This is a genomic window from Pseudomonas sp. WS 5059 (assembly GCF_012985525.1).
Taxonomy (GTDB): Bacteria; Pseudomonadota; Gammaproteobacteria; order Pseudomonadales; family Pseudomonadaceae; genus Aquipseudomonas.
Map to the genome: position 1 here is coordinate 197,784 of NZ_JAAQWO010000008.1, position 23,195 is coordinate 220,978.

Genomic DNA, 23,195 nt, shown 5'->3' on the forward strand with positions numbered 1-23,195 from the left:
CAAGGGGCAAGAGTGTCGGCTTGAAGCTTATGATTTGTAGCCTGATTCCTGCGTTAGCCGACACATTTTGCGCCAACTGTGTAAAGTTATCTTTGGTCGTGCTAGTTTAATGTCAATTTTTCGTATGCGTGGGCAAAACGTCAGTCAGAACATAGAGTTGGCGCCACGTTTTAAAGCGGTTTGCACGGTGCTAAACCCCTTATTTTTCAGCATTTTTTATAGAGGCAAGGGATTACATGGAAATCGGTCTGCGCGAGTGGCTGATCGTCATCGGCATTATTGTAATAGCCGGTATTCTTTTTGATGGCTGGCGCCGTATGCGCGGCGGCAAGGGCAAGCTGAAATTCCGCCTGGACCGAAACCTGTCCAATCTGCCCGACGACGATGGCGCCGCCGAGCTGCTGGGGCCTCCCCGTGTCCTGGATACCCATAAAGAACCGCAACTGGACGAACACGACCTGCCGTCGATGAGCGCGCCGGTGCGCGAGCCCCGCGAGCCGTCGTCCAAGCGCGGCAAGCGTGGCAGTGCTGTCGTGGCCGAGCCGCATCAGGGCGACCTGAACCTCGACGTCGACGAAGGCCCGAGCTTCAGCAGCCGTGACGGTGATTTTCCGGATGAAACCCCGGCCAAGAGCGCACCGCGTGAGTCCTCCAAGGATCAGCCGGCGGCTGAAGAAGTGCTGGTGATCAGCGTGATCTGCCGCGACGCGGCCGGCTTCAAGGGCCCGGCGCTGTTGCAGAACATCCTGGAAAGCGGCCTGCGTTTTGGCGAGATGGATATTTTCCACCGTCACGAAAGCATGGCGGGCAACGGTGAAGTGCTGTTCTCCATGGCCAACGCGGTCAAGCCGGGCACCTTCGATTTGGACGATATCGACCTGTTCAGCACCCCGGCGGTGAGCTTCTTCCTCGGCCTGCCAGGCCCGCGCCACCCGAAACAGGCGTTCGACGTCATGGTGGCCGCCGCCCGCAAGCTGTCCCAGGAACTTAACGGTGAGCTCAAGGACGACCAGCGCAGCGTACTGACCGCCCAGACCATCGAACACTACCGTCAGCGCATCGTCGAGTTCGAGCGTCGCGCCCTGACACAGAAACGCTGAGGATTGGTCTTCAGCGTTGTCAGTAGAATTAAGCGCACTAACATATTGAGCAGCTTCGGCTGCTCTTTTGCTTTATGAGAGAACACCCATGACCGCCGCCCACACCCGCATCCTCGAACTGCGCGCTGAACTGGATCAGCACAACTACCGTTATCACGTACTCGACGAGCCGAGCATCCCGGACGCCGAGTACGACCGGTTGTTCCATGAGCTCAAGGCCCTGGAGTCCGAGCACCCCGACCTGGTGACCCGTGATTCACCAACGCAACGGGTGGGTAGTGCGGCGTTGTCGGCGTTTACCCAGGTGCGCCATGAGATCCCCATGCTCAGCCTGGGCAACGCGTTTGATGAAACCACCATGCTGGAATTTGATCGTCGGGTCACCGAGGGCCTCGACCTGCCGGTGGGCGATCTGTTTGGCAGTGGTGCGGCGGTGGAATACAGCTGCGAACCCAAGCTCGATGGCCTGGCGGTCAGCCTGCTGTACCAGGATGGCGAGTTGGTACGCGGCGCGACACGTGGCGACGGCACCACGGGCGAAGACATCAGCGTCAATGTGCGCACCGTGCGCAATATCCCGCTGAAACTGCATGGCACGGGCTGGCCGGCGACCCTGGAAGTGCGTGGCGAAGTGTTCATGTCCAAGGCCGGTTTCGAGCGTTTGAACGCCACGCAACTGGAAGTCGGCGGCAAGACCTTCGCCAACCCGCGCAACGCCGCCGCCGGCAGCCTGCGCCAACTCGATTCGAAGATCACCGCCAGTCGCCCCCTGGAGTTTTGCTGCTACGGCGTGACCACGGATATCAGCGACACTCATATCGGCAACCTGCAGCAGTTGCAGAAATGGGGCATGCCCATCAGCCATGAGTTGAAGCTGGCCAAGGGTATTGAGGATTGCCTGGAGTACTACCGCGACATCGGTGAGCGGCGTAGCAGTCTGCCCTATGAAATCGACGGGGTGGTGTTCAAGGTCAACAGCATTGCCTACCAGCGTGAACTGGGCTTTCGCGCCCGCGAGCCGCGCTGGGCCATCGCTCATAAGTTTCCGGCGCTGGAAGAACTCACCGAATTGCTGGACGTTGAGTTCCAGGTCGGCCGCACCGGCGCAGTGACCCCGGTAGCACGCTTGAAGCCAGTCAAGGTGGCGGGCGTCACTGTGTCCAATGCGACGTTGCACAATATGGACGAAGTGGCGCGCCTGGGCTTGATGATCGGTGACACCGTGATTATCCGCCGTGCCGGTGACGTAATCCCACAGGTCGTGTCGGTGGTTGCCGAGCGCCGCCCGGAAAATGCCCGCGCCGTACAGATCCCGCAAACCTGCCCGGTGTGTGGCTCCCATGTGGAACGCACGCAGTTGGTCAAGCGTAGCAAGGGCAAGGAAACCGTCAGCGAAGGCGCGGTGTATCGCTGTGTCGGGCGGCTGGCCTGTGGTGCGCAGCTCAAGCAGGCGATTATCCATTTTGTCTCGCGACGGGCCATGGATATCGACGGCCTGGGCGACAAGACCATCGAGCAACTGGTCGATGAAAAGCTCATCGGTTCGCCGGCTGACCTGTACAAGCTCAAGTACGAACAGATCATCGACCTGGAAGGCTTCGCTGATGTTTCCAGCAAGAAACTGATCGCTGCCATCGAAAACAGCAAGACCCCAACCCTGGCACGGTTTATCTACGCCCTGGGCATTCCCGATGTCGGCGAGGAAACCGCCAAGGTGCTGGCGCGCTCCCTGGCGTCCCTGGAGCGCGTGCAGCAAGCCTTGCCGGAAGTGTTGACGTACTTGCCGGATGTTGGCCTGGAGGTGGCGCACGAGATCCACAGCTTCTTTGAAGACAGCCATAACCAGCAGGTGATTGGCGCGTTACTGTCGCCGGATGAGTGCGGCCTGCAATTGCAGGACCAGGGCGAACTGAGCGCCGAGTTCGCGGCCAGTACCACCCTGGGCGGCTTTCTCGACAAGCTGCACGTGCCTTCCGTGGGGCCGGGGGCTGCGCAGAAGCTGGCGGACAAGTTCGGCTCCCTGGAGGGCGTTATCCAGGCCGATTGGCTGGATATGCGCCAGGCACTCCCAGAGAAACAGGCCAAGGCCGTGCGCGAATTTTTTGATAATCCGGACAATGCCCAGCGTGCGCAAGCCATCGAGCAGCAGCTCAAGGACTTTGGCATGCACTGGCAGAGCGAGAAGAAAGTCCTCGAGGGCTTGCCCGAAGCGGGCCATACCTGGGTGCTGACCGGCTCGCTGGAGTTGATGAGCCGCGACGTGGCCAAGGAAAAACTCGAAAGCCTGGGCGCCAAGGTCGCCGGTTCGGTGTCGGCGAAAACCTATTGCGTGGTCGCGGGGCCAGGCGCCGGGTCGAAGTTGGCCAAGGCCAGTGAGCTGGGGTTGAAAGTCATGGATGAAGAGGCTTTTGTCGCCTTTCTGACCCGCCACAACATCTCCATCTGATGATGGCGATCGTTCCCACGCAGAGTGTGGGAACGATCTTGCGTGGTAAATGATCTAGTCTTGGGCACGCCCCTGGAGAGATCGCCATGTACCGCTTCTTCGAACAGCTCAGTTCGCGCATCGCCGCACCGTTCATGGCCGGGACTTCGCGCAATAGCAAGGTGTGGCAGTGCCGTTGCGGGCAATCCCTGTTCTTTCGCAACAGCCAATGCCTGGCCTGTTCGGCGCTGCTGGGCTATCTGCCCGAGCAAAGCCGGCTGTCGTCCCTGCAACCTGGGCCGGTCGTCAATACCTGGCTGCAGGACGATAATCTTGACGCGGGCGCCTCGCGCCGCTGCGCCAACCTCGACACGCCTGCTGCCTGCAACTGGCTGATCCCGGCCTACAGCACCGCAGCGCTGTGCGTGGCGTGTAGCCTTAATCGCACCATCCCCGACCTGTCGATTGCAGAAAACCCCGAGCGCTGGCGCAAAGTCGAAACCGCCAAGCGCCGGCTGGTGGCGCAACTGATCAGCCTGGGGTTGCAGGTGGTCCCCAAGTCCGTCGATGAAGCCAATGGCCTGGCCTTTGACTTCGTCGGTATCGACCTGCAAGGCAAGGCCCCCACCACCGGCCACGCCAACGGCTTGATCACCTTGGATATCAAGGAAGCCGACGACGAACACCGTGAGAAAATTCGCGTGCAGATGCGTGAACCGTACCGCACCTTGCTCGGTCATTTCCGGCATGAAGTCGGTCACTATTACTGGGATCGCCTGGTCGCCGGCAGCCACTGGCTGGAGCCGTTCCGCCAGGTGTTTGGTGATGAGCGTGCCAGCTATGCCGATGCTCTCGAGCAGCACTACCAGAACGGCCCGCGCCCGGGTTGGCAGCAAACCTGCGTCAGCGCCTACGCCACCATGCACCCTTGGGAAGACTGGGCGGAAACCTGGGCCCACTACCTGCACATGATGGACGCGGTCGATACCGCCCTGGGCTTTGGTATGAGCGCGCGGGAGATGGACCTGGACTACCAGCCGTTTCCCCTCGCCACGCTCTACGATCCGCAACACCCTGGCGGGGCGGCGTTCCTGTCGTTCGTCAACGCCTGGATCGAACTGGCCGGCATGCTCAACGAACTGTCCCGCAGCATGGGGCAACCGGATTTCTATCCCTTCGTGCTGCCACCGGCGGTGATTGCCAAGCTGCATTTCATCCACCTGGTGATCCAGGAGGAGGGCGGCCGGGCGGATGAGGTGTTGAAAGCCCAATGATCCAATGTGGACGCGGGCTTGCCCGCGATGACGTGACCACCGCCATCGCGGGCAAGCCCGCTCCCACACCACATAGAGGGTGTTCTTCAGGGCTATGGCAAGTACTTGAGCCCCTTGGCTTTTTAATCCTGCACCAACGGTTGTAACTTCCGATGAGATCGGTACAATGGCGCGGCTTGCCGAGAGGCCAGCGTCGTTATGGTGACCCCATCGGTCCCCTCGCAACGATTACCCGTGAACCTGGTCAGAGCCGGAAGGCAGCAGCCACAGCGGGAACATTGTGTGCCGGGGTGTGGCTGGTGGGGTTGCCTCCATAACGCTCCCTTCGTAACAACTCTTCCTCTGATCAAAAATTATCACTTTGCCGTGCGTTATTGCGCAGCGGTCGAAGCCGTCTGTACGCCGCGTTTTTTCGCGGCGTTTTCGTGTCTGGCTATCAGCCTTTATTGCGGTTGAAGAAGCTTCTTCGCCGCCAGCAGGAAGATGCCGGTCTTGCAGGCAGGTTCTAGGTGCCAGCCACCGCCAGCAGGCGGAGGTAGCTCATGGTAGTCCCTTGCATTTTGAAGTAATTGCGCGAAAGGATGCCGAGTCCGCTTGGGCTGCGCGAGCATATTGGCAAAAGGCGTGGCCCAGCGCCTGCCAGGAGAGGCGCTGTCCGGTCGGATCATGTCAGTAGGCAAAGAGCAAAGAGCAGGCAGCATCAGCGACCTGCTCTTTTTTATGTCGTACGAGCTCTAAGGCTTGGACAAGGCCTGGTCTACCGCCGCTATCAGCTTTCCCAGATCCTTCGGGGTGGCTTTATGAATGACACCGAACAGATAAGCGCGCTGTTCGTCCTCATCGCCCAGATCGGCAAAAAAGACTTTCAGCTTCACTCCCAGAGCCTCTGCAAACAAGAAGAGAGCGTCAACGCTGGGTGTATAGGTGCCGGTTTCGAAGCGGCTGATGGTTTTAGGGTCAAAACCGGTTTTCTCACCTAGTTCAGCCTGAGTAAGCCCCGCTACCTTTCGATAACGTCTGATGGCTGGACCCAAACTTGAAATTTGCATCGCTCAATTCCCATTTAGAATCAAGAACTTAACGATAAATATTGGCATTAGACAACGGCACGCACCATCACCTTTTCTTGCAAAATGTGATGTAATTCGTAGAATCGGCGTTTAGGACAAGTATTTGGCGGTGTCGTTTCACAGGGCACCTTTATGAAACGGGAAATCATTGCTTTCTCCTCTCTTTCATAAAGGTAGTTGCAAAACAGTTGCTTGGCCGCAGCGCCAGGCTCGCTCTTGCGCGCCCCCGCAGCCCCCGCCTTTCACACCAGACGCTCGAATTAAAGCCTAGTTGATCTTCGCTAAACCGAAGCTCAGGTGCTGGGCAAAACCTGGTTTGGCCGCCGAATGGGGCCAGCCAGCCGATTGACGGTTTACCCGTCTGGAAATACCCCTCTACCTGCCGGATCTACCCGATCCCGGGCCGGTAGATCGAATGCTGTCCATGGAGCTTTAAAGTGCGCGTCAATTTGCCGGTCACCACAGTTGAACAGACTTTCGGGGAGCAGCAACGGCTCATTTCCGCGACGGACATCAATAGCCACATTACCTACTGCAACGCCGAGTTTGCTGCCATGAGCGGCTTCACCCAGGCCGAGCTGATCGGCAGTACCCACAACCTGGTACGCCACCCGGATATGCCGCCAGCGGTCTTCGAACTGATGTGGCGCTACCTCAAGGCCGGCCAGAGCTGGATGGGCGTGGTCAAGAATCGCTGCAAGAATGGCAACTTCTATTGGGTCAGCGCCTATGTGACCCCCATCCTCGAAGACGGCCGGTTGGTGGGCTATGAGTCGGTGCGGGTCAAGCCGACGCGCGAACAGGTGCGGCGTGCCGAAGCGCTCTACGCGCGCTTGCGTGCCGGGCGTTCGGCGGTTTCGCCGCTGCAACGCCTGGGCCAGTTCGGCAATGCCCTGGCCGTGCCGGCCCTGGCGGCGGTGGCGGCTGGCGGCGCGGTGCAATGGCTGCCCAGCGGCTGGGCTCAGGCAACGACTGCGCTGCTGTTTCTCGGTCTGGGCGCCTGGGCGCACCTGCGTCTGGGGCAGCAGCTCAAGCAGATTGTCGAGCACACTCCCAACACCTTTTCCGACCCGATCAGCGCCATGACCTACAGCGATGCGCTAGGTCCGGCCGCGCAATTGGAGATGATCCTGATCAGCGAAGAGGCGCGCTTGAAAACCGCCCTCACGCGGCTCAGCGACCTGGCCACACAGATGGCCGAGGCGGCTACCGATTCCAGCGTGTTGTCGGGCAATACCGAGTCGGCGCTGCTGGAACAGCGCGCCGAAACCGATATGACCGCCGCGGCCATGACCGAAATGGCCGCCTCCATCGCCGAAGTGGCGACACATGTACAGCAGACCGCCAGCGAAGCCCGTACCGCCAACGACCTGGCCGGGCATGGCAGCCAGGTGGTCGGAACCACACGCGACGCGATCCAACTGCTGGCGGCCACCGTTACCCAGATCAACCAGGCGGTGGGCCACCTGGCCGGCCAGACCCAGGAAATCCGCGTGGCGGCGAGCATGATCCAGGCGATTGCCGACCAGACCAACCTGCTGGCCCTGAATGCTGCCATCGAGGCGGCGCGGGCTGGTGAACAGGGCCGTGGTTTTGCGGTGGTGGCCGATGAAGTGCGGGCGCTGGCGGGCAAGACCCGGGAGTCGACCGAGCAGATCCAGGGCATCATCCAGAATCTACGCGCGGGCGCCGATGAAGCAGTGGAAATTGCCAGCACCGGTATCCATGAGGCCGAGCAGGGCGTGCAGCAGGTATTGCAGGCGCAACAGGCATTGCTGGGTATTCGCCAGGCAGTAGAGCGCATTACCGGCATGAGTCAGCAAATGGCTGCTGCCTCGCAGGAACAATCCCACGTCGCAGAGGATGTTTCACAACAGATCAATAACGTCGCGGCCACGGTACAAAAGACAGCGGGCAATGCCAACGCTGCAGTCACCCGGGGCCGGGAACTTGAAAGCATCTCTTCCGGGTTGCGTGCCCTGGTCGAGCGGTTCAACCGCTAGCCACCTAGAGCCTCATTCATGGATGAGAAATACCGCAGGGCCGTGGATGCCGCCGCCATTTTCTCCGAGACAGACCTCACCGGCCGCATCACCTATGTAAACGACCAATTCTGCGGCATGTCCGGCTACAGCCGCGACGAGTTGCTGGGGCGCAACCACCGGATCCTCAGTTCCGGGTTGCATCCTGCCGGGTTTTTCCAGGGGATGTGGCGCACCATCACCGAGGGTAAGGTCTGGCGCGGGGAAATCTGTAACCGCGCCAAGGACGGCTCGCTGTACTGGGTCGACAGCACCATGGTGCCGCTGGTCGATGAGCGGACCGGCAAGGTGCAGAAGTACGTGTCGATTCGTTTTGATGTCAGCGAAAAGCGCCAGTTGTTGCAGACCCTGCAATGGCGGGTCGGCCATGATGTGCTGACCGGGCTGCCCAACCGTGCCTATCTGTCTGAACTGCTCGTGCAATCCTTGGAGTTTTCCCGCAGCGAGCACATCCCCCTGGCGGTGTGCATGCTCGACCTAGACGGCTTCAAGGCGGTCAACGACGGCTACGGCCATGCCTCTGGCGACCTGTTGCTGGTGGAGGTCGCCAGCCGCCTGCGCGACATCATCCGTGGCGAAGACGTGGTCGCAAGGCTTGCCGGTGACGAGTTTGTGCTGATCCTGCGCTACGTGCGCGATGCCGAGGAGTTGAACCGCGCTTTGCGGCGCATCCTCACGGCCATTTCCGAGCCGTACTCGATCCTCGGCGCGCAGATCAACGTGTTTGCCAGCATTGGCGTCACGCTGTTCCCGTTGGATGACGAGGATGCCGACACCCTGCTGCGCCATGCCGACCAGGCGATGTACGTGGCCAAGCAAAGTGGCCGTAACCGCTACCAGCTGTTTGATGTGTCCCTGGAGCAGGAGGTCAAGGCCACCCACCAGACCGTGCAGCAGATTCGCCAGGCCCTGGCAGCGGGGGAGTTGTGCCTGCACTTCCATCCCAAGATCAACCTGCGCCACGGCCAGGTCGTGGGTTTTGAGGCATTGCTGCGCTGGCAGCACCCGATTCGCGGGCTGGTGTCGCCCAAGGATTTCCTGTCGTTGATCGAGCAGACCGACCTGATCGTCGATGTCGGCGAGTGGGTGATGGACCAGGTGCTGGCGCAGATACGCCAGTGGCAAGATGCCGGGCACTGCTGGCCGGTCAGCGTGAATATCGCGGCGCGACACTTCCAGCGCGCGGATTTTGTCGAGCGCTTGCAACAGCTGCTGGCCCAGCATCCTGACGTTGCGCCGCACATGCTCGACCTGGAGATCGCCGAATCGGTAGCCATCGATCATATCCAGCGCGTCACCGAGCACCTGGCGGCATGCCAGGCGCTGGGAGTGCGGTTTTCCCTGGACGATTTCGGCACGGGCTATTCGTCCCTCAGCTACCTCAAGCGCCTGCCCACCCAGACCATCAAGATCGACAAGTCGTTTGTGCGCGACATCCTGCACGACAAGGATGACCTCGCGCTGACCCAGGCGGTGATCGGCCTGGCCCGGGCATTTGGTCGCGAAGTGATCGCCGAGGGCCTGGAAACCCTCGAGCATGGCCAGTTGCTGCTGCGCATGGGCTGTGAAGTGGCCCAGGGCTATTACTTCGCCCAACCGATGCCGGCAGCCGAGGTGCCGGCCTGGGCGGCGGGGTTTGATCTGCTCAACTATGGCGCTGGCGGGGATTGAGGCAGGCGCCCAGCGTCGCCGGTATAGAGCAGGATGATTGCGTCAATCTCCCCGGACATTTTCATACGCAGCAGTGTGCGCAAAATCCGCTGCACGGGTAGGGCTGGGTCGTTGCGCACGTAGCAGCCCAGGCTCTGCTCTTCAATCACGGCCACCACGTGCAGCTTGCGACCTGCCGGTAACTGCTGATTGAAGCGTTCCAGGGTCCATTCGTTGGTGACCGCGTACTTGAAGCGTCCCGCCACCAGCTTTTGCAGCACTTGCTCTTCGCTGCGGGCGTCGTCGCGCTTGAGCTGGCCCTTGGCAAACAGCGGTTCGAGGGTCGGGTAGCTGTAGTTGAGCACCGTGCCGATATTCTGTGCCGCCAGCTGCGCCACATTCACCGACAGCGGCGGCACATGGGCGCTGGCCAGGACATTGCGCTGCACCCATAACGGAATGCTCCATATGTAGTCCCCGGACAGATTATTCAGCCACGCTTGTGCGACGTAGCAGCGCACATCAATCTCGCCGTGCTCCATGGCTGGAGCGATACGGGCCCGGGCCAGTACCTGGAACTGCGCCGGGTGGCCGACCTGGGTTGCCAGGCTGAGCATCAAGTCATACAAAATGCCCTGGGTCGGCTGGGCCCCCTCGATCTGCACCATGGGCATGGCCCAGCTGTCGGAAATGGCGAAGCGCAACGGGGCGGGCGCCGCCAGGCTCAGTGTGGTGATCATCCATAAAGCGCCCAGGACTACGCGCATAAACTCTCCGGGATCAGCCCTTTGCAGGGCGTGCCACTACCAGCTTAGTCAGATTAGGCGAGCGTGCCGGATGCAATTTCCCCCCTGCTCCGCTAGCATTACCGGCTTCCGCTTCCCAGTTGCGACGGTTTTCGATGAGTTATCAGGTTCTTGCACGTAAATGGCGTCCGCGCTCGTTCCGCGAAATGGTCGGCCAGACCCATGTGCTCAAGGCTCTGATCAATGCCTTGGACAGCCAACGGCTGCACCACGCCTACCTGTTCACCGGCACGCGCGGGGTGGGCAAGACCACCATTGCGCGGATCATTGCCAAGTGCCTGAACTGTGAGACCGGCATCACCTCGACGCCCTGCGGCACCTGCTCGGTGTGCCGGGAGATCGACGAAGGGCGTTTTGTCGACCTGATCGAAATCGACGCCGCGAGCCGCACCAAGGTCGAGGACACCCGCGAACTGCTGGACAACGTGCAGTACGCCCCCAGCCGCGGGCGCTTCAAGGTCTACCTGATCGACGAAGTGCACATGCTCTCCAGCCACTCCTTCAACGCCCTGTTGAAGACCCTGGAGGAGCCGCCGCCCTACGTTAAGTTCATCCTGGCCACCACCGATCCGCAGAAACTTCCTGCAACGATTTTGTCGCGGTGCCTGCAGTTCTCCCTGAAGAACATGACCCCTGAGCGGGTGGTCGAGCATTTGACCCACGTATTGGGTGTGGAGAACGTGCCGTTCGAAGACGATGCGCTGTGGCTGCTGGGCCGCGCCGCCGATGGCTCGATGCGCGATGCCATGAGCCTGACCGACCAGGCGATTGCCTTCGGTGAAGGCAAGGTAATGGCCGCCGACGTGCGCGCCATGCTCGGCACCCTCGATCACGGCCAAGTATTCGACGTGCTGCATGCGCTGATCGAAGGCGACGCCAAGGCGCTGCTCGAAGCCGTGCGCCATCTGTCGGAGCAGGGGCCGGACTGGAATGGCGTGCTCTCGGAAATTCTCAATGTGCTGCACCGCGTCGCTATCGCCCAGGCCCTGCCTGAGGGGGTCGACAACGGCCACGGCGACCGCGACCGCGTATTGGCACTGGCCCAGGCGCTGCCGGCCGAAGATGTGCAGTTCTACTACCAGATGGGCCTGATCGGGCGCCGCGACCTGCCGTTGGCACCAGACCCGCGCGGCGGTTTCGAAATGGTCATGCTGCGCATGCTGGCGTTTCGCCCCGCGGATACCGCCGACGCGCCGAGACAGCCACTAAAGCCAGTGGGGATCAGCCAGGCCACAGTTGATTCCGCCAAACCAGTGGCTGGCGCGGCGGTCGTTGCGCCAGTAAGCGCGCCGCAACCTGTGGCCGCTGCTCCAGCCATGGTCGCGGTGGAGCCTGTGGCGCCTGTAGTGGCGCCGCAGCCGATGGTCGAGCCCGAGCCCGCGCCGGTAGTCGATCTGCCCTGGAATGAGCCGGCAGAGGCCGTGGTCGAGCTGGCTCCTGCCGTCGAGCCTGTCCTCGAAACCACCGGCGAGCAGCCTGAACTGACGCCGATGCCGACGCCAACCCCCGACAGCGTGGTACCCGACGCGCCGGAATGGGTCTCGGCACCCGTGCCCGAGCCGACTATTGCCGAAGTGGACGCCGCTACCCCAGGCATCGACCTGGATGACGAGCCGCCGCTGGACGAAGATTACATCGAGCCGGACATGGATTCGGCCTACAGCTACCTGGACGACCTGGCCAGCGAGCACACCGCCGAGCCTGCGCCCGAGCCCGAGGCGGAACCTGCCGCCATGCCGGCCACCGGCCTGGCCCTGCAATGGCTGGAGCTGTTCCCGAAATTGCCGATTTCCGGCATGACCGGCAGCATCGCCGCCAACTGCACGCTGATCGCTGTCGATGGCGATCACTGGCTGTTGCACCTGGACCCGGCCCACAGCGCCCTGTTCAACGCGACCCAGCAGCGCCGGCTCAACGATGCCCTGAACCAGTTCCACGAACGCACCCTGACGGTGACCATCGAGCTGATCAAGCCCGAGCAGGAAACCCCGGCCCAGGCCGCCACCCGTCGCCGGCTCAACCGCCAGCGCGAGGCCGAGGAGTCGATCCAGGCCGACCCGCTGATCCAGCAGATGATGGAGCAGTTTGGCGCGGTGGTGCGACACGATACTATTGAACCTGTCGAAGCCCAGGCTGCAGCGGGCTGATAATTGCAGGCGCCGTGCCTTGAGGCTCGGCGCCGTATTGATCCACGTACTTTTGAGGTGATTCCCATGATGAAAGGTGGCATGGCCGGCCTGATGAAGCAGGCGCAGCAGATGCAGGAAAAGATGGCCAAGATGCAGGAAGAACTGGCCAACGCCGAAGTCACCGGTAAAGCCGGTGGCGATATGGTCAGCGTGGTGATGACCGGTCGTCACGACATCAAGCGCGTGAGCATTGACCCAAGCGTATTGCCGGGCGTTGGCGAAGACGACCTGGAAATGCTCGAAGCCCTGTTCGCCGCGGCCGTCAACGACGCCGTGCGCAAGATCGAAGCCAACAGCCAGGACAAAATGTCCGGCGTCACCGCGGGCATGCAACTGCCGCCGGGCATGAAGCTGCCGTTCTGACCGGCCAGCGCAAGACTGAAAATGCCAGGCATCGCGCCTGGCATTTTTGTTTGTCTCGGGCACAATCGAACGTCAGCCCTGCAACAGCTGTCTGCACCCTATACCGCTGAATTCAATCACCGATATAAAGGAGCCCCGCTGATGACCCAAGCCACGACCCTCAACCAGCGCATCGTCCTGGTATCCCGCCCGCAGGGTGCGCCCGTGCCGGAAAACTTCCGCCTGGAGCGCGTGGCGCTGCCCGACCTGGCAGACGGCCAGGTCCTGCTCAAGACCCTGTTCCTGTCCCTGGACCCCTACATGCGTGGACGCATGAGTGACGCGCCGTCCTACGCAGCCCCGGTAGAAATCGGCGAGGTGATGACTGGTGGCGCTGTCAGCCGCATCGAACAGTCGCGCAACCCCAAGTTCGAGGTGGGTGACCTGGTGGTCGGCGCCACCGGCTGGCAAAGCCATAGCATCAGTGACGGCCGCAATTTGATACCGGTGCCCAACGGCTTGCCAAGCCCATCCATGGCCCTGGGTGTGCTGGGTATGCCCGGCATGACGGCCTACATGGGCCTGATGGATATTGGCCAACCCCAGGCCGGGGAAACCCTGGTGGTGGCGGCGGCCTCCGGTGCGGTGGGCTCGGTGGTTGGCCAGGTGGCCAAGCTCAAGGGCCTGCGGGTGGTTGGCATCGCGGGCGGCGCAGACAAATGCCGCTACGTGGTGGAAGAGTTGGGTTTTGACGCCTGCATCGATCACAAAGGCGCAGATTTTGCCGATGAGCTGGCCCAGGCCTGTTTCAAAGGGGTGGACATTTATTACGAGAACGTCGGCGGCAAGGTCTTCGACGCCGTACTGCCCCTGCTCAATCCCAAGGCGCGGATCCCCCTGTGTGGCCTGATTGCCGGCTACAACGCCCATGAGGCCCCCACCGGCCCTGACCGGCTGCCAGCGTTGCAACGCACCCTGTTGACCAAGCGCGTGCGCATCCAGGGCTTTATCGTGTTCGACGACTATGGCGACCGCCACCCGGAATTCATCAGCGCCATGGCGCCGTGGGTGCGGGACGGCAAGGTCAAGTTTCGCGAAGACGTGGTCGAGGGCCTTGAGCAGGCGCCCGAGGCCTTTATCGGCCTGTTGGAAGGGCGCAATTTCGGCAAGTTGGTCGTGCGTATTTGACGCTTATCCGAGGCGCGGGTATAAACCGCGTCTCGTTGTTTTGTCGGACTTTTGCCCCATGAGCTTCAGCCCTCTGATTCGTCAACTGATCGACGCCCTGCGCACCTTGCCGGGCGTGGGCCAGAAAACCGCCCAGCGTATGGCGCTGCAACTGCTGGAGCGTGACCGCAGCGGTGGCTCGCGGCTGGCCCAGGCCTTGAGCCAGGCCATGGAAGGCGTGGGCCATTGCCGTCAGTGCCGCACCCTTACCGAAGAAGAACTGTGCCCGCAATGCGCCGACCCCCGTCGCGACGACACCCTGCTGTGCGTGGTCGAAGGGCCGATGGACGTGTATGCGGTGGAGCAGACCGGCTACCGCGGGCGCTACTTCGTACTCAAGGGCCACCTGTCGCCCCTTGACGGCCTGGGGCCTGAAGCCATTGGTATCCCGCAATTGGTGGCGCGCATCGAAGAGCAGGGCACCTTTGCCGAAGTGATCCTGGCCACCAACCCTACGGTGGAAGGGGAAGCCACGGCGCATTACATCGCGCAACTGCTGACCAACAAAGGCCTGATCACCTCGCGCATCGCCCACGGCGTGCCGTTGGGTGGTGAGCTGGAACTGGTGGACGGCGGCACCCTGGCGCACTCGTTTGCCGGGCGTAAACCTATCGCGCTGTAAGCCAAACTCCCTGTAGCACGCTGGCTTGTGTAGGAGCTGGCTTGCCTGCGATGCAGGCACTGCGGTTTATCAGGGGGACCGAGGCGATACCATCGCAGGCAAGCCAGCTCCTACACAAGCATGCACATTGCATTTGCGTTCGGCTTGATAACCAAGCAAGCGCTTGGTAAGTTCGCTCCATCTCTGCATGGAGCTTGCCGATGTCTGCCTACCAGGAATATTTCGACCCCAGTCACCAATTGGTCCGCGACAGCGTGCGCCGTTTTGTCGAGCGCGAGATTGTGCCGGGCATCGAGCAGTGGGAGGAGGCCGAACACTTCCCTCGCGAGCTGTACCTCAAGGCCGGTACGGCGGGGATTCTCGGGATCGGTTACCCCGAAGCCCTCGGCGGCAGTCATGAAGGCGATCTGTTCGCCAAGGTGGCCGCCAGCGAAGAGCTGATGCGCTGTGGCTCCGGCGGCGTGGTGGCGGGGCTGGGCTCGTTGGATATCGGCCTGCCGCCCATCGTCAAATGGGCCCGCCCCGAAATCCGCGAGCGCGTGGCCCCGCAGGTCTTGTCTGGCGAGAAGATCATGGCCCTGGCCGTCACCGAGCCCGGTGGTGGCTCCGACGTGGCCAGCCTGCAAACCCGTGCCGTGCGCGATGGCGATTGCTATCGGGTCAGTGGCAGCAAAACCTTTATTACCAGTGGCGTGCGCGCCGACTACTACACTGTCGCCGTACGTACCGGCGGGCCGGGCTTTGCCGGCATCAGCCTGTTGCTGATCGAGAAGGGCACACCTGGCTTCACCGTCGGCCAACCGCTGAAGAAAATGGGCTGGTGGGCGTCGGACACGGCCGAGTTGTTCTTCGACAATTGCCAGGTGCCCGTAGGCAACCTGATCGGCAGCGAAAACATGGGGTTTGCCTGCATCATGGGCAATTTCCAGAGCGAACGCCTGGCATTGGCATTGATGGCCAACATGACGGCGCAGATGGCCCTGGAAGAGAGCCTGAAGTGGGCTGCGCAGCGCGAGGCCTTTGGCAAGCCGATTGGCAAGTTCCAGGTGCTCAAGCACCGCCTGGCGGAGATGGCCACGGCGGTCGAGGTTTCCCGCGAGTTCACCTACCGCCAGGCCGCGAAGATGGCGGCGGGCAAGAGTGTGATCAAGGAGATTTCCATGGCCAAGAACCTGGCCACCGACACCGCCGACCGGGTGACGTATGACGCGGTGCAGATCCTGGGAGGCCTGGGTTATATGCGCGGCAGCCTGGTGGAGCGGCTGTACCGGGATAACCGGATTTTGTCGATTGGTGGCGGGACGCGGGAGGTGATGAATGAAATCATCAGTAAGCAGATGGGGTTGTGATTGAGGGTGTTATTACTGGCCTCATCGCGGGCAAGCCCGCTCCTACATTTTGATTTGTGAACCCATTCAAAAGTGGGAGCGGGCTTGCCCGCGATGAGGCCCGCAAGACCGGCGCAAATTACCGCTCAGTCAAGCCAAACTGCGTCAAGCAGAAGGTCGCGATCCCCATATCCTCCAAACGCTGCGAGCCCCCCAGCTCCGGCAGATCAATAATCGCCGCGGCCTCGAAAATCCGTGCCCCCATGCGCCGCGCCAGATTAGCCGCAGCAATCAAGGTGCCACCCGTGGCGATCAGGTCATCGAACATCAATACCGAATCCCCTTCGCACAGGCTGTCGGCGTGTACTTCGAGGAACGCTTCGCCATATTCGGTCTGATAGCCCTCGGACAGTACGTCCGCCGGCAGCTTGCCCTGTTTGCGGAACAGGATCAGCGGCTTGTTCAGTTGATAGGCAATCACCGAACCGATCAGAAAGCCGCGGGCATCCATTGCGCCGATATGGCTAAACTCGGCTTCGACGTAGCGATGGATAAAGGTATCGGCCACCAGGCGCATGGCCTTGGGCGACTGGAACAGCGGCGTGATATCACGAAAGATCACCCCAGGCTTGGGGAAGTCGATGACGGGGCGAATCAGGGATTTGATGTCGAAGGAGTCGAAAGCCATCGTCGGGAGTCCTGGGCGCAAAGACTTCGCAGTATACCTGCGGCCTCGCCGGTTGGCTTGGCCGCAAGTGTCGCGCCCCTGGTCCGGCGGTCAGCCGTCGAGGGAGCCGCCGGCCAGTGCGCAGAGCTGGATCGGGTCGAGGATGTGTACTTCCTTGCCCTCGGCGGCAATCAGTTCGTTCTGCTGGAAGCGCGTGAATACCCGGGATACGGTTTCCACCGCCAGGCCCAGGTAATTGCCGATTTCGTTGCGCGACATGCTCAGGCGGAACTGATTGGCCGAGAAACCCCGGGCGCGGAAACGCGCCGACAGGTTGACCAGGAAGGTGGCAATCCGTTCGTCGGCGGTTTTTTTCGACAACAGCAGCATCATTTGCTGGTCGTCACGGATTTCCCGGCTCATCACGCGCATCAACTGGCGGCGCAACTGCGGCAATTGCAGGGCCAGTTCGTCCAGGCGTTCGAACGGGATCTCGCACACCGACGTGGTTTCCAGGGCCTGGGCCGACACCGGGTGAATCTCGGTGTCCATGCCCGACAGGCCCACCAGCTCGCTGGGCAGGTGGAAGCCGGTGATCTGTTCTTCGCCGCTGTCGCTCAGGCTGAACGTCTTCAAGGCGCCCGAGCGTACTGCATAGACGGAATCGAACTTGTCACCCTGGCGAAACAGAAACTCGCCTTTCTTCAGGGGGCGACCACGTTTAACGATTTCGTCCAGCGCATCCATGTCTTCCAGATTCAGCGAAAGTGGCAAGCAGAGGGGCGCCAGGCTGCAATCCTTGCAGTGAGCCTGGCTATGAGCGCGCAGTTTAACTGGCTCGGACATTTCTTAAATCCTTGTGGGAAAACACACATAAGACGTAAGGGTACCGCACTGAGGGACTATCAGGCCAGCCTGTACAAAAAACCGGCAGGGGTATAAAGAATTTTACCCCGCGGCCGATGAACTGCTAACGACCAAGAGCTTGGAGGCTCACGATATGCTTTCCATCGACGGCAATCTTCCGTCCCGCACCACTGTGCCGACGCTGCTTGAACCGAAAAAAACCAGCACCGTGGGCGCCGGTACCGAATCAACGGCGCTGGGTGAAACCCAGCCTGCCGAAGGCGTGAGTGTGACCTTTTCCGGTGCGTCGCTGAAGGCTGCCAGCGCCGAGAAGACCGCCAACGACGATATCGAAGAAAGCGGGCTGGACGAGAACGTGCAGAAACTGCTGAAAATGATTCGCCAGTTGAAGCAGCAGATCGCGGAAAAGATGGCTGAGATGTCGGCGATCATGTCCGACAAGCGCCTCAGCCCGGAGCAGGTCCTGGCGAAACTGAGCGGCGTGCAATCGGCGTTGGGCGGCTTGCAAGCCTCGCTGACCGGCGCCTATGCGTCGTTGAGCGAAGCGATGAAGAACCTGAGCGCCGAAGACGCGGTGAAGGCCGCCTCGTTGATGGCCAAGTAACCCGGCTTAGATCACCCGCGAAAATCGCTGCCTATTCTGTTGCTCCAGATAGGCATCGAACACCATGCACACCGAGCGCACCAGCAGGCGTCCGGCCGGCAGTACCCGAATGCCTTCGGCGTCGAGTTCGATCAGGCCGTCACTGGCCATGGCTTGGAGTTGTGGCCAAAGCTCGGCGAAATAGCCGCGAAAATCCACGGTGAAGGCCTGCTCGATGCTTTCGAAGTCCAGGCTGAAGTGACAGATCAACTGTTGAATCACCGCCCGGCGCAAACGATCGTCCGCCGTGCAGAGCAGGCCGCGACTGGTGGCCAGTTGCGCCCCCGCCAGGGCGTTCTGGTAGTGATTCAGGTCGCTGCTGTTCTGGCAGTACAGGTCACCAATCTGACTGATGGCCGAAACGCCAAGCCCGATCAAATCGCAGTGACCGTGGGTGGTGTAGCCCTGGAAGTTGCGCTGCAGGGTGGACTCTTCCTGGGCAATGGCCAATTCGTCATCGGGCAGGGCGAAGTGGTCCATGCCGATGTAGTTGTAGCCAGCCGCCGTCAACTGTTCGATGGTTTCCTGCAGCATCTGCAATTTGACGGCGGGGGCCGGCAGGTCTTCGCCGTTGATCCGCCGCTGGGGCAGGAAGCGTTCGGGCAGGTGGGCATAGTTGAACACCGACAGGCGGTCGGGTTGCAGGCTGATGACCTCGGCCACCGTGCGGGCGAAATGCTCCGGGGTCTGCTTGGGCAGGCCGTAGATCAGGTCGATATTGATCGAGCGAAACTGCAGGGTGCGCGCCGCGTCGATCACCGCGCGGGTTTCTTCCAGGCTTTGCAGGCGATTGACCGCCCGCTGTACCTCGGGGTCCAGGTCCTGCACGCCGATGCTCACGCGGTTGAAGCCCAGTTCACGCAGCAGGCCCATGGTGGCCCAGTCGGCTTCCCGGGGGTCGATCTCGATGCCGTAGTCGCCGGAGTCGTCATCCAGCAGGTTGAAATGCTGGCGCAGTTGCGCCATCAGTTGGCGCAATTCGTCGTGGCTGAGAAAGGTCGGCGTGCCGCCGCCAAAATGCAGTTGCTGCACCCGTTGGTTGGGGTCCAGGTGACAGGCGACCAGTTGAATCTCTTGTTCCAGGCGTTGCAGGTAGGCCTGGGCGCGACCGCGGTCCTTGGTGATGACTTTGTTGCAGGCGCAGTAGTAGCAAATGTTCGCGCAGAACGGCACGTGCACATACAGCGACAGCGGGCGCACCGCCTTGCGGCTGTCGCGCAGGGCGTGCAGCAGGTCGAAAGTGCCGACCTGGCTGGTGAATTGTACGGCGGTGGGGTAGGAGGTGTAGCGCGGCCCCGCGAGGTCGTAGCGATGAATCAGATCAGTATCCCAACGAATGGCGTCGAGCATGCGGGCGTTCCCCGGATTGGCTAGTGGGCCGAGTCTAGGGGCATGGCCGGGCGGTCATCTTGATTTGTATCAAAGGGGAGCGGCGCTATGCCACATGGCCTTTTAGTGGCCCATCAGCCAGTGCTGATGGGGGCCGGGTAGGGTCCAGATCCCGAACACCATCACCAGCAGGCCGCCCGCCACGCGCACACTGCGCTTGCGCAACAGCGCGGTGACACGCTCCGCCGCCAGCCCGGTGGCGAGCAAGACCGGCCAGGTGCCAAGGCCGAAGGCCAGCATTAGCAACCCGCTATCCATCGCATTGCCCTGGCTGGCCGCCCACAACAAGGTGCTGTAGACCAGGCCGCACGGCAACCAACCCCACAGCGCGCCCAGCAGCAAGGCGCGGGGCAGGCTGGACACCGGCAGCAAACGGCTGGCAAACGGCTGGATATGGCGCCACAGGCCGCGGCCGAGGCTTTCGATACGGGTCAGGCCGCTCCACCAGCCGGCCAGGTACAGGCCCATGCTGATCAACAGCAGGCCCGCGAGGATGCGCATGAACATCGCCGCCGGGCTGTTGGCCACGGCCCAGCCGGCCAGGCCAATCAATACGCCGGCGCAGGCATAGCTGAGGATGCGTCCCAGGTTGTACGCCAGCAGCAGGCGAAAGCGCCGGCTGCGTTGCTCCGGGGGGATGGCCAGGGTCAGCGCGCCCATCAGGCCGCCGCACATGCCCAGGCAATGGCCGCCGCCCAGCAGGCCGAGGATCAGCGCAGAAACCAGCAGCGGCGCGAGGTCAAGCATGGGGCGGCGCCGGCTCGTCAGGCTTGGTCGGTGGTTGCGCATGGCTGCTGGCTTCGTCGACAGCGGCCAGGTGCTTGGGGTCCTGGTCGTCGAACAACACGCTGTGGGCCGGCCCGTCGAGGTCGTCATACTGGCCGCTGTCAACCGCCCAGAAGAAGATGTAGATGGCGATGGCGACGATCAGCAGCGCCGCTGGAATCATTACGTAAAGAGCTGGCATCGCTACTCCATGCCCGCGCGGCTCAAGCCGGCAGCGGGCGAGGCTGTGGGGTGGTGCTCGCGGCACTGGCGCGCGGCAGGCGTGTCAGGCGCAGGGCGTTGAGCACCACGGTCAACGAACTGAGGGACATGCCGATCGCAGCCCAGATCGGCGTGATCCAACCGAGGGCGGCGAACGGCAACATCAGGCCATTGTACAGCCCGGCCCACAGCAGGTTTTCAATGATTACCCGGCGCGTGCGCCGGGCCAGGCTGAAGGCTTGCACCAGGGCGTCCAGGCGGTTGGACAACAGCACCGCATCGGCGCTGGTTTTCGCCAGGTCAGTGGCCGAGCCCATGGCCACGCTGATATCGGCGGCGGCCAATACCGGCACGTCATTCACGCCGTCCCCGAGCATCAGCACCTTGCGGCCTTCCTTGTGCAGTTGTTGCAGCACCTGCAGCTTGTCATCCGGGCGCAGGCCGCCACGGGCTTCATCAATCCCCAGTTCGGCGGCGACGCTGGCGACCATCGGCGAGCTGTCACCCGACAGTAGCAAGGTACGCCAGCCCCGCGCCTTGCACGCGGCCAGCAGCGCCGGTGCATCGCTGCGCAGGCGATCATCCAGGACAAACCAGGCCAGGGCCCCGCCGGTATCGCCCAGCAGCAGCCATTGGCCAGCGTCTTGCGGCGAATCGGGAATCCCACAGCCGCTTAATTCACAGACAAAAGCGGGTTGGCCGATCCGCAGCAGGCGTTCGCCGACCCGCCCTTCGAGCCCCAGGCCAGGGGTGCTGAGCACCTCTTCAGCTGCCAGCGGCGCGCGGCCAAAGGCCCGGGCAATCGGGTGTTCGGAGCGGTTTTCGAGGGCGGCGGCCAGGGCCAGGGCGAGATCGCTGCTCATGCTGCCCAGCGGCCGGATGGCGCGCAGGGCCAGGCGGCCTTCGGTGAGGGTGCCGGTCTTGTCGAAAATCACTGTGTCGATCTGGTTCAAGCCTTCCAGCACATGGCCACGGGTCAGCAGCAGGCCGAGTTTATGCAGAGTGCCGGTGGCGGCGGTCAAGGCCGTGGGGGTTGCCAGGGACAGGGCGCACGGGCAAGTCGCCACCAGCATCGCCAGGACAATCCAGAATGCTCGCGATGAATCCAGCTCCCACCACAGCAGGCCGATCACAGCGGCGGCGATCAGTGAGCAGAGCAGGAACCATTGCGCGGCGCGGTCGGCGATTTCTGCCAGGCGCGGTTTTTCGGCCTGGGCCCGCTCCAGCAGGCGCACGATGGCCGACAAGCGGGTGTCGTGTCCCAGGGCGCGCACTTGCACGGTCAACGCGCCTTCGACGTTGAGGGTGCCAGCGGTGACGCTATCGCCGGCCTGTCGCGGTTGTGGCAGGTATTCGCCGGTGAGCAGGGATTCATCAATGCTCGATTGGCCCTCCAGGATCACCCCGTCGGCCGGCAGGATCGCGCCCGGATGCACCAGCACCCGGTCGCCCAGGGCCAGTTCGGTGAGCAGGATGCGTTCGCTCTGGCCATCGCCTTTGAGGCGCAGGCACGAGGCCGGCAGCAGGTTGACCAACTGCGCGGTGGCGGCGGCCGTGCGCTCGCGGGCACGGCGCTCCAGGTAGCGGCCGGCCAGGAGGAACAGGGCGAACATGCCCACGGCATCGAAATACAGCTCGCCCACTCCCGTTATCGCGGTCCAGATTCCCGCGAGGTAAGCGCCGCCGATGGCCAGTGACACCGAGACATCCATGGTCAGGTGGCGAGTGCGCAGGTCGCGCATGGCGCCCTTGAAAAACGGCGCGCAGCTGTAGAACACGATGGGGGTGGTCAAAAACAGCGCGACCCAGCGCAGGATCACGTGCAGCTCGGGGCTCAGGTCGATATTGAATTCCGGCCAGGTGGCCATGGTTGCCATCATCGCCTGGAACCACAGCAGGCCGGCGACGCCGAGTTGGCGCAGGGCCAGGCGGTTTTCGCTGGCCAGTTGTTCGGCGGCGCGGTCGGCTTGATAGGGGTGGGCGGCGTAGCCGATCTGGCGCAGCTCGCTGAGCACCTGGCTCAACGGCAACTGCCCATCGGCCCAGCGCACATGCAGGCGATGGTTGGACAGGTTCAGTCGCGCCTCGGCCACGGCGGGCAGGCTGCGCAGGTGTTTTTCGATCAGCCAGCCGCAGGCGGCGCAACTGATGCCTTCCATCAACAGGGTGGCTTCGGCCAGGTCGCCGTCGTGGCGCACGAAGGGTTTTTGCACATCGGCGCGGTCGTACAGCGCCAGTTCGTCGACCAACTGCACGGGCAGCGCTTCGGGGTTGGCCGAGGCCTCGCTGCGGTGTTGGTAATAGCTTTCCAGCCCGCCTGCGACAATCGCCTCGGCCACCGCCTGGCAACCCGGGCAGCAGAGCTCGCGGGACTCGCCAAGGATCACCGCAGTGAAGCGGCTGCCGGGCGGGACGGGGAGGGCGCAGTGGTAGCAGGGGGTTGGGGTGGTCATGGTTTTGGATCTGTGTGGGCGGGGAGGGCCTCATCGCGGGCAAGCCCGCTCCTACAAGGTTATCGCACACTCCCTGTAGGAGCCGGCTTGCCGGCGATGCGCGAAGCGCGGCTG

General features: G+C 62.4%; 19 protein-coding genes, 1 other RNA gene and 1 pseudogene. 13 read left to right on the forward strand and 8 right to left on the reverse strand.

What is annotated here, in order from left to right:
* Window positions 1–236: 236 nt before the first annotated feature.
* The 4 genes from zipA to ffs all read left to right on the forward strand — a co-directional run bounded on the left by zipA (window position 237) and on the right by ffs (window position 5,104).
* Complete coding sequence (zipA, locus tag HBO12_RS23170; protein ID WP_169954221.1) at window positions 237–1,100, forward strand: cell division protein ZipA; 864 nt, start codon at window positions 237–239, stop codon at window positions 1,098–1,100.
* An 88-nt stretch (window positions 1,101–1,188) separates the two neighbouring features.
* The gene (gene ligA, locus HBO12_RS23175) at window positions 1,189–3,546 is read left to right on the forward strand and encodes an NAD-dependent DNA ligase LigA (RefSeq protein WP_170043320.1); all 2,358 of its coding nucleotides are present in this window, start codon (window positions 1,189–1,191) and stop codon (window positions 3,544–3,546) included.
* An 86-nt stretch (window positions 3,547–3,632) separates the two neighbouring features.
* Window positions 3,633–4,799 carry a zinc-binding metallopeptidase family protein gene (locus HBO12_RS23180; protein WP_170043321.1) on the forward strand — a complete coding sequence of 389 codons (1,167 nt, stop codon included), beginning with the start codon at window positions 3,633–3,635 and terminating at the stop codon, window positions 4,797–4,799.
* Window positions 4,800–5,007: 208 nt separating this feature from the next.
* An RNA gene (gene ffs, locus HBO12_RS23185) (signal recognition particle sRNA small type) lies at window positions 5,008–5,104 on the forward strand.
* Window positions 5,105–5,533: 429 nt separating this feature from the next.
* On the opposite strand, the gene HBO12_RS23190 is transcribed toward ffs, so the two are convergent.
* Window positions 5,534–5,848 carry a helix-turn-helix domain-containing protein gene (locus HBO12_RS23190; RefSeq protein WP_032863355.1) on the reverse strand — a complete coding sequence of 105 codons (315 nt, stop codon included), beginning with the start codon at window positions 5,846–5,848 and terminating at the stop codon, window positions 5,534–5,536.
* A gap of 458 nt (window positions 5,849–6,306) precedes the next feature.
* Here HBO12_RS23190 and HBO12_RS28830 point away from each other — a divergent pair.
* The 3 genes and pseudogenes from HBO12_RS28830 to HBO12_RS23200 all read left to right on the forward strand — a co-directional run.
* Window positions 6,307–6,588 (forward strand): annotated as a pseudogene (locus HBO12_RS28830) (PAS domain-containing protein); the annotation flags it as partial.
* 216 nt (window positions 6,589–6,804) lie between these two features.
* The gene (locus HBO12_RS23195) at window positions 6,805–7,872 is read left to right on the forward strand and encodes a methyl-accepting chemotaxis protein (RefSeq protein WP_432755740.1); all 1,068 of its coding nucleotides are present in this window, start codon (window positions 6,805–6,807) and stop codon (window positions 7,870–7,872) included.
* 18 nt (window positions 7,873–7,890) lie between these two features.
* A complete protein-coding gene (locus HBO12_RS23200) occupies window positions 7,891–9,582 on the forward strand; it encodes a putative bifunctional diguanylate cyclase/phosphodiesterase (RefSeq protein WP_170043323.1) in 1,692 nt (563 codons plus the stop codon).
* Here HBO12_RS23200 and HBO12_RS23205 read toward each other — a convergent pair.
* Window positions 9,561–10,328 carry a substrate-binding periplasmic protein gene (locus HBO12_RS23205; RefSeq protein ID WP_170043324.1) on the reverse strand — a complete coding sequence of 256 codons (768 nt, stop codon included), beginning with the start codon at window positions 10,326–10,328 and terminating at the stop codon, window positions 9,561–9,563. The two genes, HBO12_RS23200 and HBO12_RS23205, sit on opposite strands and share 22 nt — an antisense overlap.
* Before the next feature lie 134 nt (window positions 10,329–10,462).
* On the opposite strand from HBO12_RS23205, the gene dnaX reads away from it, so the two are divergent.
* The 5 genes from dnaX (at window position 10,463) to HBO12_RS23230 (ending at window position 16,096) form a co-directional block, all read left to right on the forward strand.
* A complete protein-coding gene (dnaX, locus tag HBO12_RS23210; protein WP_169954298.1) occupies window positions 10,463–12,514 on the forward strand; it encodes a DNA polymerase III subunit gamma/tau in 2,052 nt (683 codons plus the stop codon).
* A gap of 66 nt (window positions 12,515–12,580) precedes the next feature.
* A complete protein-coding gene (locus HBO12_RS23215) occupies window positions 12,581–12,919 on the forward strand; it encodes a YbaB/EbfC family nucleoid-associated protein (protein ID WP_003193199.1) in 339 nt (112 codons plus the stop codon).
* A gap of 141 nt (window positions 12,920–13,060) precedes the next feature.
* Window positions 13,061–14,086 carry an NADP-dependent oxidoreductase gene (locus tag HBO12_RS23220; protein WP_170043325.1) on the forward strand — a complete coding sequence of 342 codons (1,026 nt, stop codon included), beginning with the start codon at window positions 13,061–13,063 and terminating at the stop codon, window positions 14,084–14,086.
* A 58-nt stretch (window positions 14,087–14,144) separates the two neighbouring features.
* Window positions 14,145–14,747, forward strand: coding sequence for a recombination mediator RecR (gene recR / locus HBO12_RS23225; protein ID WP_170043326.1), 603 nt, complete (start codon window positions 14,145–14,147; stop codon window positions 14,745–14,747).
* Window positions 14,748–14,947: 200 nt separating this feature from the next.
* A complete protein-coding gene (locus HBO12_RS23230; protein WP_170043327.1) occupies window positions 14,948–16,096 on the forward strand; it encodes an acyl-CoA dehydrogenase family protein in 1,149 nt (382 codons plus the stop codon).
* A 118-nt stretch (window positions 16,097–16,214) separates the two neighbouring features.
* Here HBO12_RS23230 and HBO12_RS23235 read toward each other — a convergent pair whose 3' ends face one another.
* Both HBO12_RS23235 and fnr read right to left on the reverse strand, forming a co-directional pair.
* On the reverse strand, window positions 16,215–16,763 hold the full coding sequence (locus HBO12_RS23235) for an adenine phosphoribosyltransferase (protein WP_169954212.1): 549 nt from the start codon (window positions 16,761–16,763) through the stop codon (window positions 16,215–16,217).
* A 90-nt stretch (window positions 16,764–16,853) separates the two neighbouring features.
* Window positions 16,854–17,588: a fumarate/nitrate reduction transcriptional regulator Fnr gene (fnr, locus tag HBO12_RS23240; protein WP_032863348.1), complete on the reverse strand. Its 735-nt coding sequence runs from the start codon at window positions 17,586–17,588 to the stop codon at window positions 16,854–16,856.
* A 154-nt stretch (window positions 17,589–17,742) separates the two neighbouring features.
* On the opposite strand from fnr, the gene HBO12_RS23245 reads away from it, so the two are divergent.
* Window positions 17,743–18,213, forward strand: coding sequence for a hypothetical protein (locus tag HBO12_RS23245; protein ID WP_057960322.1), 471 nt, complete (start codon window positions 17,743–17,745; stop codon window positions 18,211–18,213).
* Between the two features lie 6 nt (window positions 18,214–18,219).
* On the opposite strand, the gene hemN is transcribed toward HBO12_RS23245, so the two are convergent.
* From hemN to HBO12_RS23265, 4 genes are all read right to left on the reverse strand, one after another.
* Window positions 18,220–19,602 (reverse strand): oxygen-independent coproporphyrinogen III oxidase, encoded by a 1,383-nt coding sequence (hemN, locus tag HBO12_RS23250; RefSeq protein ID WP_169954211.1) that lies wholly within the window; start codon window positions 19,600–19,602, stop codon window positions 18,220–18,222.
* A gap of 102 nt (window positions 19,603–19,704) precedes the next feature.
* Window positions 19,705–20,388, reverse strand: coding sequence for a sulfite exporter TauE/SafE family protein (locus HBO12_RS23255; protein ID WP_170043328.1), 684 nt, complete (start codon window positions 20,386–20,388; stop codon window positions 19,705–19,707).
* A complete protein-coding gene (gene ccoS, locus HBO12_RS23260; protein ID WP_169954209.1) occupies window positions 20,381–20,608 on the reverse strand; it encodes a cbb3-type cytochrome oxidase assembly protein CcoS in 228 nt (75 codons plus the stop codon). The genes HBO12_RS23255 and ccoS overlap by 8 nt, the downstream gene beginning before the upstream one ends.
* A 22-nt stretch (window positions 20,609–20,630) precedes the next feature.
* Window positions 20,631–23,081 carry a heavy metal translocating P-type ATPase gene (locus HBO12_RS23265; RefSeq protein WP_169954296.1) on the reverse strand — a complete coding sequence of 817 codons (2,451 nt, stop codon included), beginning with the start codon at window positions 23,079–23,081 and terminating at the stop codon, window positions 20,631–20,633.
* Between the last annotated feature and the right edge of the window lie 114 nt (window positions 23,082–23,195).